Annotated in this window: 15 protein-coding genes; 7 read left to right on the top strand and 8 right to left on the bottom strand. The window is 64.0% G+C overall.

All coding sequences use genetic code 11. The features are described 5' to 3' along the window. The first annotated feature begins 108 nt into the window (after nucleotides 1–108). The 3 genes from ETR14_RS22320 to ETR14_RS22330 are packed head-to-tail and all read left to right on the top strand — an operon-like array spanning nucleotide 109 to nucleotide 4063. On the top strand, nucleotides 109–1020 hold the full coding sequence (locus ETR14_RS22320; protein ID WP_243455949.1) for an HlyD family secretion protein: 912 nt from the start codon (nucleotides 109–111) through the stop codon (nucleotides 1018–1020). After that, entirely contained in the window at nucleotides 1017–2630 is a 1614-nt protein-coding gene (locus ETR14_RS22325; RefSeq protein WP_243455639.1) for an MFS transporter, read from the top strand. Before ETR14_RS22320 ends, ETR14_RS22325 begins: the two co-directional genes overlap by 4 nt. Next, nucleotides 2627–4063, top strand: a complete 1437-nt coding sequence (locus ETR14_RS22330) for an efflux transporter outer membrane subunit (protein WP_243455640.1) — start codon at nucleotides 2627–2629, stop codon at nucleotides 4061–4063. The genes ETR14_RS22325 and ETR14_RS22330 overlap by 4 nt, the downstream gene beginning before the upstream one ends. 698 nt (nucleotides 4064–4761) lie before the next feature. Here ETR14_RS22330 and ETR14_RS22335 read toward each other — a convergent pair. Then, the gene (locus tag ETR14_RS22335; RefSeq protein WP_129389161.1) at nucleotides 4762–5196 is read right to left on the bottom strand and encodes a cupin domain-containing protein; all 435 of its coding nucleotides are present in this window, start codon (nucleotides 5194–5196) and stop codon (nucleotides 4762–4764) included. Beyond that, the gene (locus ETR14_RS22340) at nucleotides 5193–5954 is read right to left on the bottom strand and encodes an SDR family oxidoreductase (RefSeq protein WP_129389164.1); all 762 of its coding nucleotides are present in this window, start codon (nucleotides 5952–5954) and stop codon (nucleotides 5193–5195) included. The genes ETR14_RS22335 and ETR14_RS22340 overlap by 4 nt, the downstream gene beginning before the upstream one ends. A 1075-nt stretch (nucleotides 5955–7029) precedes the next feature. Here ETR14_RS22340 and ETR14_RS28580 point away from each other — a divergent pair. Both ETR14_RS28580 and ETR14_RS22350 read left to right on the top strand, forming a co-directional pair. Further along, nucleotides 7030–7560: an ATP-binding protein gene (locus ETR14_RS28580; RefSeq protein WP_243455950.1), complete on the top strand. Its 531-nt coding sequence runs from the start codon at nucleotides 7030–7032 to the stop codon at nucleotides 7558–7560. A 17-nt stretch (nucleotides 7561–7577) separates the two neighbouring features. Beyond that, complete coding sequence (locus ETR14_RS22350) at nucleotides 7578–8204, top strand: glutathione S-transferase N-terminal domain-containing protein (protein ID WP_129389170.1); 627 nt, start codon at nucleotides 7578–7580, stop codon at nucleotides 8202–8204. A 304-nt stretch (nucleotides 8205–8508) separates the two neighbouring features. On the opposite strand, the gene ETR14_RS22355 is transcribed toward ETR14_RS22350, so the two are convergent. Beyond that, the gene (locus ETR14_RS22355; protein ID WP_129389173.1) at nucleotides 8509–9825 is read right to left on the bottom strand and encodes a calcium-binding protein; all 1317 of its coding nucleotides are present in this window, start codon (nucleotides 9823–9825) and stop codon (nucleotides 8509–8511) included. A gap of 1052 nt (nucleotides 9826–10877) precedes the next feature. Between ETR14_RS22355 and ETR14_RS22360 the strand changes: the two genes are divergently transcribed. Next, nucleotides 10878–11081 carry an HIG1 domain-containing protein gene (locus tag ETR14_RS22360; protein ID WP_165356578.1) on the top strand — a complete coding sequence of 68 codons (204 nt, stop codon included), beginning with the start codon at nucleotides 10878–10880 and terminating at the stop codon, nucleotides 11079–11081. Between the two features lie 12 nt (nucleotides 11082–11093). Here the strand turns inward: ETR14_RS22360 and ETR14_RS22365 are convergent, their stop codons facing one another. The 5 genes from ETR14_RS22365 to ETR14_RS22385 form a co-directional block, all read right to left on the bottom strand. Continuing rightward, entirely contained in the window at nucleotides 11094–11690 is a 597-nt protein-coding gene (locus ETR14_RS22365) for an SOS response-associated peptidase family protein (protein WP_129389178.1), read from the bottom strand. Nucleotides 11691–11793: 103 nt separating this feature from the next. Further along, the gene (locus ETR14_RS22370; protein ID WP_129389181.1) at nucleotides 11794–12015 is read right to left on the bottom strand and encodes a hypothetical protein; all 222 of its coding nucleotides are present in this window, start codon (nucleotides 12013–12015) and stop codon (nucleotides 11794–11796) included. A gap of 79 nt (nucleotides 12016–12094) precedes the next feature. Next, complete coding sequence (ligD, locus tag ETR14_RS22375; protein ID WP_129389184.1) at nucleotides 12095–13180, bottom strand: non-homologous end-joining DNA ligase; 1086 nt, start codon at nucleotides 13178–13180, stop codon at nucleotides 12095–12097. A 2-nt stretch (nucleotides 13181–13182) separates the two neighbouring features. After that, nucleotides 13183–13371 (bottom strand): DUF3606 domain-containing protein, encoded by a 189-nt coding sequence (locus tag ETR14_RS22380; RefSeq protein ID WP_129389187.1) that lies wholly within the window; start codon nucleotides 13369–13371, stop codon nucleotides 13183–13185. Nucleotides 13372–13507: 136 nt separating this feature from the next. Beyond that, nucleotides 13508–14674 carry a PAS domain-containing protein gene (locus ETR14_RS22385; protein WP_129389190.1) on the bottom strand — a complete coding sequence of 389 codons (1167 nt, stop codon included), beginning with the start codon at nucleotides 14672–14674 and terminating at the stop codon, nucleotides 13508–13510. 358 nt (nucleotides 14675–15032) lie between these two features. Here ETR14_RS22385 and ETR14_RS22390 point away from each other — a divergent pair, with 358 nt between their 5' ends. After that, nucleotides 15033–17726 carry a S8 family serine peptidase gene (locus tag ETR14_RS22390; protein WP_129389193.1) on the top strand — a complete coding sequence of 898 codons (2694 nt, stop codon included), beginning with the start codon at nucleotides 15033–15035 and terminating at the stop codon, nucleotides 17724–17726. Nucleotides 17727–17747 lie beyond the last annotated feature (21 nt).

Below are 17747 nucleotides of genomic sequence, written 5' to 3' on the forward strand. Positions count from 1 at the left end.
AAGAAAAAGCTGATCGGTGCGGCTCTCTGCGTCGCGGCCGTCCTGGCGCTCGTCCTTGGCTGGACATGGGCGGCGGCCGGAGAGTCAGCGTCAACCGACAATGCCTATGTGCGCGGCGACATCACATCCCTCGCCCCCAAGATCGGCGGCTACGTCACCGGCGTCGAGGTCGAGGACAATCAGGTCGTCCGCCCGGGCGATGTCCTCTTCCGCATCGATGATCGAGACTTTCGCGCAAGGCTGCAGCAGGCGGAAGCGAATGTGGATGCGGCACGCGCGCGTCTCGCCAATGTTGCAGAGGAAACCCGGCTCCAGGGGGCTCTGATCCGCCAGGCGCAGGCGCAGCGGCGTGCCGTGCTTGCGGACCTGGAGCTCGCGAGAAAATCGAGCGATAGGCGACGGGAACTCATCGAGAGCGGCGCTGTCAGTCAAGCACAGGTCGATGAGAGCGACGCCGGACGGATGCGCGCCGAAGCTGGTGCTGCTGCCTCTTCGGCCACCGTCGACGCGCAGCGCGGCAAGATCGGCGTGCTCGGCACCCAGCGTGAGGCCGCGATTGCCGCGCTGGCGCAAGCCGAAGCGGCGCGGGAGCTGGCGCGCATCGATCTCGAGAATACGGTGGTTCGTGCGCCGGTGGGAGGCGTCGTCGGCAATCGTCAGGTGCGAATTGGCAGGCTTGTCGCGCCGGGCGTACCCCTTCTCGACATCGTGCCTGTTGCCGCCCTGTACGTGGTCGCGAATTTCAAGGAAACGCAGCTCCAGCATGTCCGGCCAGGCCAGGCGGTACGGATTGAGGTGGACGGATATCCCGACGCGGCCATCGACGGCCGTGTCGACAGCCTTGCACCAGGCAGCGGGTCCGCATTCAGCCTCATTCCCGCCGACAATTCCACAGGCAATTTTGTTCGGGTCGTCCAACGGGTTCCCGTCAAGATCCGGCTCACTCGCAACCCGCTTCCCGGCCGGCTGGTGCCAGGGCTGTCGGCACGGGTCGAGATCGACCGGAGATCGGTGCCGTGACCCGTGGGGCGGCGAATGCGGTGCCGCAGGCGCTGCACAGGGCAGGGATGTCCGGCGCGTTGCTGATTGCCGGGATATTGCTCGCCAGCCTGACGGAAGCAATCGCCGGCACGGTGCTGGCGCTGGCAAAGGGAGACATTAGCGGGGACATCCACGCGACCCCCGACGAGTTCGCGTTGCTGGACGTCTCCTACACGGCCTCGAAGCTGGCGGGGTTCGCACTCGCCCCCTGGCTCGTCACACGTGTCGATCCGGTCAGGCTGCTGCTGGCCGCGACGCTGACGATGGGACTGTCGAGCGCGGTTTCCGCAGGCGCGAGCGGGCTGGACACGCTGGTTATGCTGCGCCTCGTGCAAGGCCTTTCAGGTGGGGTCCTGCTCGTGAGCGGCCAGGCGATCCTTTTCTGGTTGTTTCCGGCATCGCGCCAGCCACTCGTCCAGGCGCTCTTCGCGATCGGCGCCGTGGTCGCGCCGGCGGCTCTCGCCCCGGCAGTTCAGGCGTGGCTCCTCGACAGCTCTTCGTGGAATTGGATCTTTCTCGCAATCCTTCCCGTCGCGCTCCTTGCAGCCGGGCTTCTGCTCATTGCCGATACTCCGCCGACAATTGTTCCGCGGCAGCACAGCATGGACTGGCTCTCCTTCGCATCTCTGACGATTGCGATGGCGGGCGCCACCTATCTGCTGAGCCAGGGCAACCGCTGGGACTGGTTCGAGGCGAGTCGGATGCGTTGGGCCATTCTGATCGTCGCGACCAGCTTCGGCTTTTTTCTTGTTCGGCAACACCGAGAGCGCGCCGTGTTCGACACGCGCGTGTTCAAGGTAGACGACTTCACCTTCGCCTTCGTCGTCAGCTTTGTGGCCGGCGCGGCCCTGTTCGGCAGCGCATTTCTGATCCCCGCCTTTGCTTTGTCCGTCCTGGGGTTTACCGCGAGCGGGGCTGGGGAACTTCTCCTGCCCAGCGGCGGCCTCTTCGTCGCGAGTCTGCTGTTGGCCGGAGGCATGATGCAGGCGCGGCGCATCCCGCCGATCGCGACGGTGCCCTTCGGCATTGCCTTCATCATGGCAGCGATGTGGCTCCTTTCCGGCTCGACTCTCGAGAGCGGTGCCGAAGACTTGATGCCCGCTCTACTGCTGCGGGGGCTTGGTCTCGGCTTCCTCTTCCTGTCGATTACGTTGATAGCGTTCGGTCGCCTCGAGCCGGCCAGCCTCGCGTCGGGCATCGGGCTGTTCAACATCGGGCGGCAGCTGGGGGGCTTGATCGGAGTGGCAGGGCTCCAGACGCTGATCTCCCAGCAAAGCGTTGCGAACACGGTGGTTCTCGGCGCCGGATTGAGCGCGGGCACGCCCGCTCTCGCCGAACGCCTCGCGGCAACGTCGTCGCTGCTCGTGTCGCGCGGCATGGATGCCGTAGCGGCCTCCACTGCCGCAAGGGCAATGCTGGGCCGCGCGACCATGGGGCAGGCTACGGTGATAGCGTTCGACACCGCTTTCAATGCGGTCGCCTTGCTCTTCGTAGCCGCGGCCCCGGTGATCATCGGAGTCAAGATCGGCCTTTCGCGCGCCGCGGCTTCGCGGCGGCGGCGGCCCGGGACGACGGGAGAGGAGGCATGACACGGATGGCCGGCAGGCTTCGGGGGCTTTGGAGCCCTCTTGTCGCGATCGCGCTCGCCGGCTGCACGGTCGGCCCCGATTACCATCCGCCGGAGCTGAGAGTCGACGAGGCCTGGCTCGGTCCGTTCTCCGGCGGAGCGATCGACGCGACATGGTGGAGGCGCCTCGAGGATCCGCTGCTCTCCGAGCTGGTTGAGGAGGCGATCGCGGGCAACAAGGACCTGCAGGAAGCCGCCGCGAGGCTCCGGGAAGCACGCGCTTATCGGGACGCGGCGCACGGCCGCGAATTGCCGCAGGTCGCTGCATCCGCCGTCGTGACGCAGAATCGGCTCAGCGAAAACGGCTTGCTGCCGGTCGGGAAGGTGCCAGGTCTCGGGCGTGACCTCGCGATCTTCGACGGCGGCTTCGATGCGTCCTGGGAGCTTGATCTTTGGGGCGGCACGGAGCGCGGGATCGAAAGCGCCGAGGCCCGTGCGCAAGCTGCCGAGGAAGCACGGCGCGGCGTCCTCATCCAGGTGATCGGCGAAGTCGTGCGCTCCTATCTCGACATGCGCGCCGCGCAAAAGCTTCGCGAGATTTCCCTCTCCGACGCGAAGGCGCAGGACGGCATCGCTCGCCTTGTCTCGGAGCGCGTTCGCGTCGGTCTTGCCTCCAGGGGAGACCTCGTCCGTGCCGAGACGCAGGCGCACGCAACGGCTGCGACGGTACCGCTGCTCGATGCCGATGCAGCCGCGGCCGCCTTTCGGCTGGCGCTGCTCCTCGGCAGGCCGCCGGAGGCGCTGCAGTATCGACTCCGCCGGCCCGGCCGTCTGCCTGCCGGCGGGCTGGAGATTGCCGCAGGTCTGCGCTCTGACCTGCTGCGGCGGCGGCCGGACATCCGAAGGGCGGAGCGCGAGCTTGCCGCCTCCACCGCAGAAATAGGAGTCGCGACGGCGGAGCTGTTCCCGCGCATCTCGCTGCTGGGCGGGATCGGACTGCAGGCTCGCAATTCCGGCGACCTCGTTTCGGGAAGCAGCCTGCGCTTCCAGGTCGGGCCCTCGCTGCGCTGGCCCATCTTCTCGGGCGGTCGCATACGTGCCCAGATCCGCGCCGCCGATGCACGCTCCGACGCTGCGCTCGTCCGGTACGAGCGCACGGTGCTCGAGGCACTTTCAGACAGCGAAACTGCGATCAACCGGTACGTGGCCGCGGGACGAGCGCGGTCCGAACGCGAGGCGGCGCACGCGGCGGCGGGCGAGGCGGTCGAGCTGGCGCGGCGGAGGTATGGGGCCGGCGAGGAGGATCTTACGGCTCTCCTCCAGACTCAGGTGGCGTTCAGTTCCGCCGACAGGCAACGTGTCCAGGCGCACGTCGCGGAGCTCATGCAATTCGCAGCCGTCTACAAGGCTCTCGGGGGAGGGTGGGAATCGGCCGACGGCCTGAAGATGCGCTAGATCAGGCAATCCTTGCCGCGGCGACAGATGATGTCCAAACCTGGCTTCTGAATTCGAGAAAATTGGTGACGCGACAGGGCAGGCGTGTTTCGGGCAGGGTGGATGACCCAGTGGAATAAGCCCGATGCCCACTTTGGTTGGCTGCGGCCGTACCGTGGAAAGCAAGGGTCGTTCGTGCCTGTGGGTTCCTCGCGTGAGAGGCTCATTTTCCAAGCGCCTCTTCCGGGGTGTCCTGCCGGCATCCCTAGTCGGAGCCTTGCCGGCTGGCTGCCGCGAGCCTGGTGTTTCCCGCGGCGCCGTCCGGACACGCGCCGGGCTGCGTGCCGGAGATGGCTCCATGCCGCCCCGTCGGCAGCGGCACGCGCGCCCGCAGCTTCAGCCATCCTGCCGGACAATCGTGAAGATGCATCGCAAGCAGCTTTGGCCGAATTCATCGAGCTACGGGGTGCGCGGCGCATCTTCCCCTTGCCGGTTGGGCGGGACGTCGTGGGTTGGGGGCGCTGCTGCCGCGACCTACCCCTTCTCGTCCCTCGGCGGCCGTGCCGATCCCTTTGCCCGCGCGCCATTGGGTGCAGCGAGTACTCCCTTGTAGACTATGATGCGGACCCGCATGACGGTGGTCCCGAGTTCGGCCATCGAGCTTGAGGGTGCGAAGCGGCCATTCCCCGCGCACCAGGCATGCGCCAGCCGTGCCGAGCTCATTTCCTGTCGGGGATCGTCAACTCGCTATCTGTGTCGTCCACGACGAAGACAGCCAGCACCTTAGCCGGTTGCGAGTCGCTCGCGTTCGCGCTTATCCCATGGTGATCGCCCGGCAGCTCCGTCCAGTTCTGGCCGACGCCGTACGTTTTCACCGGCCCGCCGTTGATCTGGCAACGTACCGCGCCCTCAAGTACGGTCGCGTAGATGATCGCCGACTTCGCATGTCTGTGCGAAGGAGAGGAGCCCCCGGGACCATATTCGACGAGGACACCCTTGACGCTCTTGCCCGGGAGTCCGGGGAGGGAATGCTCATAAACCTGCGTGACCTTCGCGTTGCGGGCTCCCGCAATCTGAGATGTCTGCGCTTCGGCCGATGTTTGAGCCAAGGCCAGCAGGGCGAGCAGCGAGGCTGCAGCATGGGTCTTGTTCATGCCGTCCTCCTTGCCGGCGTGCGCTCCATCCAGTCGGCAAGCTTGATGCGGCCGAGGCGCGCATTGCCGACCGGCACGAGCGAGTAGCGCTCGACACGACCGCCGAAATAGGTCGCCTCAGGGTCCGGCAGCACGGGGCGATCATCGCCCCTCCGGGCCAGATAGGTGCCGACGATCTGGTTGAACGGAGCCCGGTCCGGCCCGGCGATCTCGATGGTACCATCGAGGGGCTGGGAACCGGCGATTTCGGCCACGACTGCTGCCACGTCGTCGGCCGCAATCGGCTGAAACAGCCCCGTCGCGATGTGAACCGCTCCGTTCTGCTGGGCGGAATCTGCGATCGCCTGCAGAAACTCCATGAACTGCGTGGAGCGAACGATCGTGTAGGGGATGCCGGACTCCCGGATCAAAGATTCCTGTGCCACCTTGGCGCGGAAGTAGCCGTTGTCCGGCGACCGGTCCGCGCCGACGATCGAGAGTACGACATGATGTTTCACCCCGGCCTTCCGCTCCTCGGCGAGGAGGCTGCTTTCATGCGCCTCGAAGAACTCGAGGACGACGGAAGGCTCCAAGGAGCGCGTATTCGCCAGGTCGATCACCACGTCCGCCCCGCGCAGGGCATCGGCGACGCCCTCGCCGGTGATCGTGTTGACGCCCGTCTCGGGCGCTGCGACGATCACCTCGTGACCGCCATCCCGCAGGATGGATGTCGTTTTGGACCCGATGAGGCCGGTTCCTCCGATGACGACGATCTTCATCTGCTGCTCCGATTGCTGTGTGGGGGGCGGCCGGGACGGGGATAGGCGCTCCGTCACGGCACGCTCGCGACTATGCTGGAGAGAGGGCGCCGCCAACAACCGAACCATGCGCTAGGCGAGCATACCACCAGGTAGGGGGCACCTTCGCCGACGGTTTGATGCGGCCCATCGCCACTTGCCCCAAAGCGGCTTTCCCTGGCCAAAATGCTGGAACGGAACCTTGGTGTGGACACCGATCAGGCTACCTTGCCCGTCTACGTGGTGACCGGTGGTTGCGAGTGCATCCGGTCCCAGGGAAAATTCCAACCTCTCGCTGGGCGATGTTCCCGGTGACGTCCGTGTTCAAGGCACCTGCTACGTCGGCGGCGATCTCCCCGCAGGCGCCCCGTTCACCCCGGGCCGGCCTGCCGGGGCCCACGAGGTCGCACGCATCGTTTTCAGCCTGAAAGCCGCCGACCCGCCTACCGGCGAAGGCCCGATAGCATCCACCTTTGGCTCATGCGCTACTCGGGCGGCAACGCCATTCGAAATGGTTGACCGGGCGAGCAGCACCCTGCCGCGGACGATCCACGGGCCGTGACAGCGACGGACGCCGCTCGGCCGATGGTTCAGCCAGGAAGTCGGTCGACCCGAGAAAGAACGGCGATCGGCCCACCCCAGGCTGGTTGCGGTTGGCGTGGGCCTCGCTCCGGCTGTGATAGGGAAAGGGTGGGTCGACCTGTGCCAAGAGCCAGGGTCCACTGCCGATCGCACAGTCGAAATAACCGTTCGGACGGTAGCCGCGGAGGCCGCTCGGCGGCATTTTGCTTATCGCAGGATCGGCCAAGCATGATGGCCTGACGCAAGGCGGGTGTGCAGGACTCTTCGACGGCGAGCTTAAGGCGGCATTGGCCCGACGAAGTCGCAACACGAGGCGTCATCTTCGAAGCGCGAGAGGCAATTGGGCAGGACCATGAGAGCGGCGAAGATCAGCGAGAATCGGAAATGGCTGGCTTCATGGCAGACGCCGCCCAGCCTTGCGGCTGACGGCGACGAACATTCGTCGCCCTCCGCGCCCGGGCAGGGGGCGACCGACATGCTGCTCCGCCGCGGCCACGATCGTGCCTCGTTTTCCCGTCTCCTGAAGAATTCGTCGCCAGGCGCGGTTCACGAAGAGGCAAGCGCAGGCGACAGGGCGAGCGTATCGCGTTGTCTCAAAGATATCGAAAGGCTTCTCGGCCCAACCATTCGGGTTGAGACCGAAGCAGATCCCGATGTGCCGAGCATCGGCTGTGATCCTTTCGCACTGCTTACCGCGTTACTCAACCTCGCCTCCAATGCACGTGATGCGCTGCCGGGAAGCGGCTGCGTCAGGATCCGCGTCCGGGCGCTTGGCCTGCGGACTGTCGAGGTCTCGGTCGCGGACGACGGCGTGGGGATGTCGCCTGAGACCGTCCAGCGTGCGGTGGATCCGTATTTCACGACCAAGACCTGCGGCCTTGGAGGAGCCGGTCTGCCGATGGTCGACGGCTTCGTTCGCCAGATCGGCGGCGAGATGATCATCCAGAGCGAGCTCGGTGTCGGCACGGCGGTCACTCTGCGGCTGCCTGCCTTCGATGGGGCCTGAAGCTTGGGAGAGAGAAGATGAAGCTCTATTATGCGCCGGGGGCTTGCAGCCTCGCCACCCGAATTTCCCTTCACGAAGCTGGCCTCGCGGCCAAGTTCGAACGCGTCGACCTCAAGACCAAGGCGACGGAGAGCGGTGCAAACTATGTTGCGATCAATCCGAAGGGCTCGGTTCCGATGCTTGTTCTGGACGATGGTCAGGCGGTCACCGAGAATGTCGCCATTCTCACCCTCGTCGCCGACCTCGAGCCTGTATTCGAGCCCGGCAATCCGCTCGGAAGGATCCGCTTGATCGAGATGCTCTCCTATCTCTCAACCGAGCTGCACGCCGCCTTCAGGCCCTTGTGGCATGGCGGAAGCGAGGTCGAGAAGCTTCAGGCAAGCTATGCCGTTGCAGGGCGGCTCGACCTCCTTGCCGGCCAGGTTCGGGAGCTTTACCTCTTCGGGCCGCGGTTCACCGTCGCCGACGCCTACCTCTTCGTGATGCTGCGCTGGGCTATCAGAGCCGGCATCCGACCTCCGATCGAGCTGCTCGGCTATTACGAGCGCGTGGAGAGCCGGCCCAGCGTGCGCCGCGCGCTGAAGGAAGAAGGCCTCAGCGTCGATCACCCATTGCCCCAGACTCCGTTGCCGATGGCCTCTTAGAAGGATCGGAGGCAGAGACTGGCTACCTTGACGACGAGCAATCGTCTTTCTTCTTCCGTCATCGGGAGAGGCTGCACCAGATAGCGAATGTCGTCAAAGGGTCGATTCACGCTGTAGCTGGCTTCAACGGTGCTTGCCCGCACGAACGTCAGGTTCTCGGGCAGAAGCTGAAATCCGCGCGGATGAATGACCGGTTCCGTCAAAAGCGGCCGTTCCGCGCGTCGCGCGGGAACGACCGGGTTTGGTCGCGAGGAGACGTTGCAGGGCGGCTAGCCGAGAGCGGAAGAATCTAACGCAGATCCGCTCAGCCAAAAACGAAGTCTGCTGCCGTGAAATCCGATGCGGTGACGGCAACCGGCCAGACTCCCATCACCTTGATCGTGAACCGATCGCCTGTGCCGGTGACAACATCCAGTTCGACGTGGTCCCAATATTCTCCCTGAGCAGCAGGAACGTCGCGCGCGAAGAGGGTGCCCAAGGCAGCGCCGCCTTCATAGCGCGTGATCCCCAAATCCACGAACTTGATGACGTCAAATCCATCCTCGAACTCAAGCGTGTCGACGCCGCTGAGCGCCGTTGGATCAAAGACGAAAACATCCTGGAGTTGATCGTCCCCACCCTTCATCCTGTCCGATCCTGCCCCTCCTTCGAGCGTATCGGCGCCGCCGGCGCCGTCGAGCATGTCGTCGCCGGCGCCGCCTCGTAGGAGGTCGCTGCCGGGGTTGTACCAGTAGATCTCATCTTTGCGGTCCTCGCCCCAGAGGGCGTCGTCGCCAGCGCCGCCGAGGAGCATGTCATTGCCTTCCTCCCCGGTGAGAAGGTCATCACCGCTTTCACCGAAAAGGCGGTCATTGTCGTAGGTACCGCGCATGACGTCGCTTCCGAGACCGCCGTACATCATGTCCTCGCCATTGCCACCGAACATGAAGTCTCCACCCGCGCCGCCGACGAGGAGATCGTGCCCGTCGCCGCCCCACATCTGGTCTCCAGTGCCAAGTGCGACTGTCGTAACGGGCACCATGTGGTCCGCGTAGATGTGGTCGCCTCCCGTTCCGCCGATGAGAAGGTCCGGCCCGATGTTGCCTATCAGCAGGTCATTCCCCTTGCCTCCATCGAGTGTGTCAAACCCGCTACCCCCGATCAGCGTGTCGTTCCCCTTTTCTCCGCTAGCCGCCGCCACATCGTAGGCGACCCCTCCGGGCCCATGCGCGGAAAGATCCAGGAAGTCGTTTCCGTCGCCAAGGTAGAATGCGTCTATCGATCTGAAGCCGCCAAGTCCCTCGCCCTGCATTCCGTTGTTGTAGACGAGCACGTCGTCATGTGCGGAGCCACGGATCGTGTCGTAGCCGTTGCTGCCTCGCAGGAGATCCGTGGAAATATTCACGTTACGAGCCGTGTAGGTGAACATGGCTCCAGCGGATTGGGCGATCGAGGTCGTCCAGGCGAAGTCTGTCACGATCGCGTCGCTGAGCAGGGCCCCTCCGCTGGTCGAGAATGCATAGAAGGTATCGTCCCCAGCCGAACCGCGAACGATCGCAGTCTTCTTGCTGTTGTAAAAGTTTACCACATCCGCCTCCTCGCTGAACTCCGCCAGCCTACCCAGGCGAAGTCGTACAGACATCCACCGGAAGTCCTATCCGGCCGGGGAATGCAGACGGTGGAGCAACGATTCGGGAGTAATCGGACCCTAGTGGCCTCCGCGTTAAGAGATCATCGAGCAGAAGGTGCCGTGGGTTGGCCATCAGCCGCTGGGACTGCTAGCTCGTATATGGGCTGCCATGCGCATCCTTCCTCCTTTCGCTGGCAGGACCGGCCGCTCTTGGCGGGCCCTTTCCATGCGGCCGTGACAACGCATTTTAAGCCTGCCGCCACGTTGCCTGCGGTTTCCCTCTGCTGAGGCTCGATCCAAATACTCCGCGTGCGCCACGGACAGGGTATGGGCATCGACGCTGCTATATGGGGCTATGCGCTCGACGTCAGCTCGGTGATCATCCCTCAATGCGAAAAACCTCCAGGGGTAATCTCGTGCGAGGTCGCGCAGGGGCTCATCACAAGGGCTCCGACGCAACGGCGAGGTCGACTATCCCGCGATCGCCGGCCACCAGCTGCGCTGCGGGCCGCGGTGGCCCTTCGCCCTCGGAAGGAATTCTGAGGGCAAGACCAAATGGCGGTATTGCGTGGGCGTCCGCTTAGGGGAGAATGCAAGACGAACCCGAACCGGCCAGAGGTAGCGCTTAGCCCACCGGCCCGTTCGCTAAGCGTGCATGGCGGCTTCCGACAGAAGCTGACATCCGCGGCTCGCGCTCGAACGACCGGCTCTGGTCGTGAGCTGCCAGCCGCCGTCGGCGATGAAAATTGGAAGTTAGATGCCGTTTGCAAACGGCGGCGGCAAACGTTCGCTGCTTTCAAACGCCGTCATGCTCACATCGCTAATTCTTTCCAGCTCGTGCAGTCCGCAAGGACGCGATGCGAGTCGCTGAGCGGCAAGGTGCCGGTTAAGCCAAGCATAGATTGCGCAAGCTGTTCGTCGTCGGTCTGCGAGACGTGCACGCGTCGGGAGACCCGGCGCTGGCTCTGACCACGCCGCCTGGCAGGGCAGAACACCCTACTCGTCGGGCGCTAATTCTCGGCTCGGTCTAATGAAAAATGGCTCGCAATTCCCAAATGTTAGCCATGCAAATCCTCCTCTTCATCCTCATTGCCGTGGCGGCGGCGGCCACCCTTCACGTGCTCGTGAGAGGCGTGATCGGAATGGCTAATGGCGCCACAAACCCTAACGTCGAGCGCTCGCAGGCGCTGATGCAGAAGCGCGTCACCTATCAAGCAGTGGCGATCGTCTTTGCCATCCTCTTCATCATGGTCGGCCGCGCCGCGTAAGGCGGCCGCGCGTCACACCACGCACATGAGCTGCGACGGGAACGCCGCAGCCAGACTGCACACGTCGTCGGTTTCGCCGCGGAGCCAGCGCTCCTCGTCTTCCTCGTGCAGGATGACGGGGCAGGCTTTCGGATGAACGCGGCCGACGATGTGGGTGGACGGATCACCTTCGTAGCCGCAGGTCAGGAAGGCGTAGGCCTTGCCGGTGTCCGTGGGACGCCACAGGCCCGCGAACGAGAAGATCGGCCGAGAGGGAAGGGAGAACCAGCGGGCGAGCTTCGATCCCTTTTCACCCTCCCACTCGCAGAAGTCCGTCACCGGCACCAGGCAGCGGCGCGCCGGCTCCTTGAGCGAACCTCGCCAGAAGGGCGAGGTAAGGCCGCGGACGTTGGTGACCTTCTTGTCGAGCATTTTGCCGCTCGCGCCCCGGACCTTGGTCGGGAACCCCCATGCGGCCCTAACCAGCACGCGCCGGCCATCTTCCTCGCGGACCATCCACCCTATCTTATCCGGGAATAGCTCTGGCGGAGGGAGGTTCTCGGGCTCGGGCATGATGAGCTCGGGATCAACGCCGTAGCGGATCGCCAGCTCGGCTTGCCTGGCCGTCATGCGATAGCGGTTGCAGATGTGACCTCTCCCGAATGTTGCCGCGGCGGAGATAGGGCAGCATCACGCAGGAGGGTAGGGGACGGCCCTGGTGCCGGGCCTCGCCTTAATGGGCGACAGGTGCCTCATGGCGCCGGCGCCGACGCGCAACCTCGGGATCGATCGTCTTGACCTCGCCTGCGAGCGTAGCCGCGTTCGCATAGGCGTCGGCCATGCCCAATATCATCTCGCGCAGTTCATCATCCGGCGTCTCGATCGCAAGCCGGCGGAAGAAGGTCTCCTGCTCCAGAAGGTGATCGCGCCCAAGCGCCTCGAGAGAGCATGCCATGGTCCGCGCGTAAGCTTCTACCTGGATCCTGAGAACATGGCCTTTCTACCGGCCCGCGTGACGGCCGACCAAATGCGGCTCAGCCAATCAGCTTCTGCACCGTCGCATGGCGCAGCTTGTTGCTGCCTTTGAGGTAGCGGGCTTTGACCCTTACGCTCGGCTCAATCCAACATGCCTTCGGACTGCCCTGCAGGCGAAGCGCTGGTCGATCGACAGTCAGGTCGTCGACGTTCCGCCAGAACGTCTCGCGATCGGCGCCGGCGAGCGTCAGCGCGGCGCTACCGACATATTCGAGATCCCCATCGACCTCACGCGCCAACAACGCCATCGCAGGTCCACCTTGGCCGGTCTGCGCGCCCAGGACGATGAGCTCCTCGACTGCAAAGCATTTCACCTTCAGCCATGAGAGCGCGCGGCCGCTTCGATACCGGCTGCTGAGCTTTTTGGAGACGATGCCCTCGAGACCCATCTGGTCGGCGGCCTCGACCAGGGCATGCCCGTTGCCAATGATGTGCTCGCTGAACTGTATTCGGCAGCCAGGATCATGGCACCCGACGAGCTCCTGCAGCATCTGCCGGCGATCGATCAGCGGCTCGCCCCGAACATCACGGCCGTTGAGGTGCAGAATGTCGAACGCCATGAAGACGAGGCGCTCCGGCGTCCGGGTCATCGCCGACTTGAACGCGCCGTAATCGGATCGCCCTTCCTCATCCTGAACGATCATCTCGCCGTCGAGGATCACGCTCGAGCACTTGATGTCGCCGGCAGCGCGGAGCACCGGCCTGTAGCGATCGGTCCAGTCATGGCCGTTGCGGGTGAACGCACGGATCTCGCCGCCATCAACGATGATCTGGGTGCGATAGCCATCGTACTTGATCTCGTGGAGCCAGTCGTCGCCCGCGGGCGGGTCGTCGGCCAGCGTCGCAAGCATCGGGTCCACGAACTTGAGCCCGATCAGCGCGCCTGACGGCTCGTGTCCTTCATCCTCATGGTAGAGAACGTCCCCAAGATTGCGGCGATCGACGAGCAGGCCGCACTCTGCGCACCGATAGAGATGGTGATGATCGCGTGGGAGATCGGGGGCAGTGACCGGCAGCGCGTTCAATGCCGAACGCACGTCCTGGTCGAGCGCCGCGGCGCGTCCTGCCTTACCGCTCCGGGCCACCCTCAGGCGCTCTTCAGCTTCTCAGCTTCACAGTCCAGCGTCTCTCGTTTGTTGCCATGCTTCTCGATCAGATCGCGGGCCTGGTCAGGCGTGATGCCGTGCTTCTCCGCAAAATAGCGAACCTCATAGCCTTCATCGCCGGCAACGGTCCTGCGATCGTCGGCCCCAACCTTGCTCTTGTCGTCTGCCACTGGAGTCTCCTTCGGCCGCCGAACGCGGGCAGGGGAGGGGGCGTTCCCCGAAGGGTACTGCAGCTACCGTGTCGGCATGGGAATGGGGATGAGCTTCGCCTGCTTCTCACCGCATGCGGTGCAGCGAAGCCGCCGCTCAGCCTCCTTGATGGTCAGCGGCATCGGAAAGACTTTGGCCAGCGCGCAGGGCATCACGATGATCTCGTGACCGCAGGCACGGCAGAGCACCCGGCAGTTCGCCTTGTGCCTGGCGAAGCTCATGGTGGTCTCGAATCGTGCGTTGGCCATCGGAGAACGAATGTGGAACGGGGCCAGCAGCGTCAACGCCGTTGACTCGACTCGGTCCACGAGAACATAGCGCGAACTTTGTAGAGCAAGCGTATGTCAGTTTCCGCCGCCGAACGTCAGAGGACCATCGCCGCACTGCGGGCGCAGATCGCGGCCGTGCCCGCGAGCGATCAAGCCGAGGGCGGCGCCTTTCACCGGGTGCGGCGACCCAGGAGATCCATCGAACGGAACCGTCCTTATGACGGTACCGGTTGTGCAGAGTGGGCATGCTTCCGGCCGCAGCGGCTTCGGAGGCGCCCACAGTGGCGGCATGATCCTCTTCGATCACGAAGTCGTTGACGTGCCGGCCGATAAGCTCGTCCGGTGTGTAACCAAGGATCTTGGTCCAGGCGCGATTTACGCGGCGGAAGATGCCGTTGAAGTCGAGCACGAGCATAAGGTCGGGGGAAGTGTCCCACATCCGATCGCGGTCGGCGGTCCGCTCTGCGACCTGCTGCTCGAGCGTGTCGTTGAGCTCGCGTAGACGCGCCTCGCTCTCGCGAAGTGCCGCCGCGGCCCGATGACCTTCCGTCACATCGTGACCTTCGACGAAGATGCCGGTCACTTGGTTAGTCTCGTCCCTCACCGGCTCGTAGATGAAGTCGAGGATGCGTTCGTCCCACGATCCATCCTCCCGCTGGAATCGGATCAAGACGCCTCTCGCGATGTATCGTTCGCCGGTCGTGTAGACCTGGTCAAGAAGGGAAAAGAAGCCCTGGTCGCCGAGGTCGGGGAAGACATCGCGCACGTGTCGACCGATGTAGTCGCGATCGCCGAATATGCGCCGGTAAGCTGCGTTGGCGAATTCGAACACGTGCTCGGGGCTGCTGAGGATGGTGATGAAGCCAGGCGCCTGCTCGAATAGGCGCCGCTGCCGCTCGGCATCCGCTGCTCGACGCCGGTCTGCGAACACCTGTTCCGTGATTTCGATGCACGGACAGAAAAAGCCGGCTACCGCGCCGCTTTCATCGCGCACTGGAGTATAGGAGAAGGCAAAGTGCGTTTCTTCCGGGTAACTGCCCGACGCTCTTGCGCCATGCTTATGCCTAACGGTTTTTTAGGGCTCTTTGTCAGCCTGCGGGTAAAGGTCTCGTGCGCAAGGTGCTCCGATGTTTCAACGGGGCAACGTCATGAAATTCCACCGGGCGTCTCTACTGGCCGGCTCGATCCTGTGCGGCGCGGCGCTGCCGGCTCCGGCCTTCGCTCAGGCAAGCGGCGCGCAAACGGCGGCTGCTTAGGCGCAGCCGACATCGGCAACGGCAGCGAAGCCCGTCCAGCCTTACTATCGGAACATCCGGCCCTTCTATCGTAACATTCGTCCCTTCTGGGGCGATGTGAACCCCTTTTACCGGAACATTCGCGCTTTTTGGGGGGATGTCGATCCGTTCTATCGCAACATCCGCGCCTTCTGGGGGACGGTCGACCCGATCGTCTCGGCGCAAGTGGTCGGCGCGCCGGCCTACGACAAGGTCGGTCCCTTTTGGGAGGACCTCGGCAATGATTGGTCTGCGCTCAGCGCCAACTGGGAGGCAGCTGGAAGCTACGAGTCGAATCCCACCAAATATGCCGCAATTGCGACGCAGCTGAGGGGCATCGTAGCGAAGTCCGAGACGATGTGGGGCAAGGCCGTCAGCGCCAAGACCGGCACCACATTCTCCAAGGGCTTCGCCGAAAGGCTTTTCACGCGTTTCGGGATCGATCCCAACAAACCCGAGTCGCTTGCCGCGCTTACACCGGCCGAGCAATCGCACTTCTTCATCGACTGGTATGACGGACTGATGGACTATTCCGGCACCGACCATGCCGACCATTGGATGAAGACGGTCAATTGGACGCCGTCGCTGACCCAGGTTCAGGGAGACGGCAAGGACGCGGTTATCGGCCTGCTCGACTTCGTGGTGGCGGGCGACCAAGACATCCGCAACAACGTCATCGCCTATGACGGGGTGTCGAACTTTACCAACGGTCACGGCGCCGGCGTCGCGAGCCTGATGGTTGCTGCCCATGACGGCAAGGGTGTCATGGGAATCGCTCCGGAAGCGTCGGTCGTTGCGTTCAACCCCTTCGACGAGAGTGGAACGGCGGGATGGGACGACATCACTCGCGGTGTCGCCATGCTCAGCGGCAAAGCCGGCGTCGTCAACATGTCGCTGGGTACCCCCGGCTGGACGCTCGAGAGCGACTGGTCGAAGGTCTTCTCGAGCCCGGGCGTGGCTGCGAACCTCAAGAGCACGGTGTTCATCAAGGCTGCCGGCAACGACGGCATCACTCAGACCCAGAACATCAAGTGGGATTGGGCGAACAATCCGGCCCTGCTGGTGGTTGGCTCCGTTGACCCAACCGGCAAGATCTCGGAATTCTCCAATCGTCCAGGGGAGGCGTGCCTGCTGACCAGCACCGGCGCGTGCAGCGAGCAGAACAAGCTCAAATATCGTTTCGTCGTGGCCCCCGGCGAGCTGATCCTCGTCTCGGACGATCAGGGCGGCGTGACGCGCCAGACCGGCACATCCTTCTCCGCGCCGATCGTCGCCGGAACCGTAGCGCTGCTGCTCGACCGCTGGCCGTGGCTCGCAAGCAATCCGCAGGCGACCGTCGACATCATCACCAGCACAGCCAAGGACCTCGGCGCTCCCGGGGTGGACGGAGTCTATGGCGCAGGCCTCATCGACGTGGAGGCGGCCCAGTCGCCCAAGAGCTTCAATCAACTCGTCTGGTATCAGTGGGATGGGAAGAAGTCGGCTGAGAAGAGCGTCGACTTGGTCCAGAAGACGGTTGACCAGGCGAAAACGTCCAAGTGGGACTCGAAGGACATGTTCTTCTATGCCTTCGAGAAGCTGGCTGGCGGATCGCAACGCGATTTCGCGATCCCATTGTCGTCCAAGCTTGTCGATCAAACGCTCTACGTGAATGGCGCGAACGAACAGTTCCAGGCTTATCTATATGATCGCATGGTCGATTGGGTGAACACCAGCACACCTACGAAGGGCAAGTTCACCAACTTCATCACGAGCGCTACGCCCGTGCAGAACCGCATGGGCCTCAATCTGTCCATGTCGTTCGCACCCCGCAGCGCCGCATTCGGCTTCTCCAGGAGCGGGGTGGCGTACCAATCGTCTGTCCGGTTGGCGACGCCGTCGGACAAGTTCGGCGTACGGATTGGTTACGGCGATGGTGCGGTCCTGCTTGGGGGTCGCGACAGCTTCGGCATGTTCTCAAGCTACGATTCGCGCACCGGGGGCGTGAACCCCGTGCTCGGCATCGCGTCCGGCGGCGCCTATGCCGGGGCCGACGTGGCGCTTGATGGGAAGACCACGCTTACGATCGGCGGGACGGAGAAGACGCTGACCCGCGACTGGCGGAATGCGCCGGCTTTGGAAAACAGCCTCTACCGCGGCGTCAACCGCTACAAAGCCAGTGGCATTAACATCGGCGTGACTCACCGGGTGAACGAGGCGATGCTGGTCAGCGCCAGCTACACGAGAGTCGGCGAGCGCAGCGCCCTACTCGGCGTCCAATCCTTGGACCAGAATGATCTGGGCGATGGCTCAACGACGGAAGGGGCAACGCTCGGCCTCGACTATGAACTGGGACATGGCCTCAGCGTCGCGACTTCGGCCACAGTTGGCCGCACACAGACTTCGAACGGCAGCCACCAGAATCTCTCGGTTTCCGATGGCGGTCTGCTGAGCACAGCTTCCGAGGTTGCCTTCGTGAAGGCGGGGATCTTCGGCAGAATGGACCGGGCGCGACTTTCTTTTTCGCAAGCGATGCACGTGGAAAGCGGCAGCCTGGACTATACGGTGATCAAGGTCGTTAACCGCAACACGGGGGACATCGGCCCGGTCACGGAGAAGATCGGCGTCTCCGCGGGTAAGCGACCCCTGTTCACGGAATTTCTCTACGGTGCACCGATCCTTAACGGTGCCGGTGAGATGAGTGCGTTTGGTCGCTTCCAGCTGCAGGGCACATCCCAGGATGCGTTTGACAGCGGGATGGTCGTCGGCGGCCGCTTCAGAATGGGCTTCTGACCATGAGGTCGAGGCTGCCGT

Source organism: Sphingosinicella sp. BN140058, assembly GCF_004135585.1.
Taxonomy (GTDB): Bacteria; Pseudomonadota; Alphaproteobacteria; order Sphingomonadales; family Sphingomonadaceae; genus Allosphingosinicella.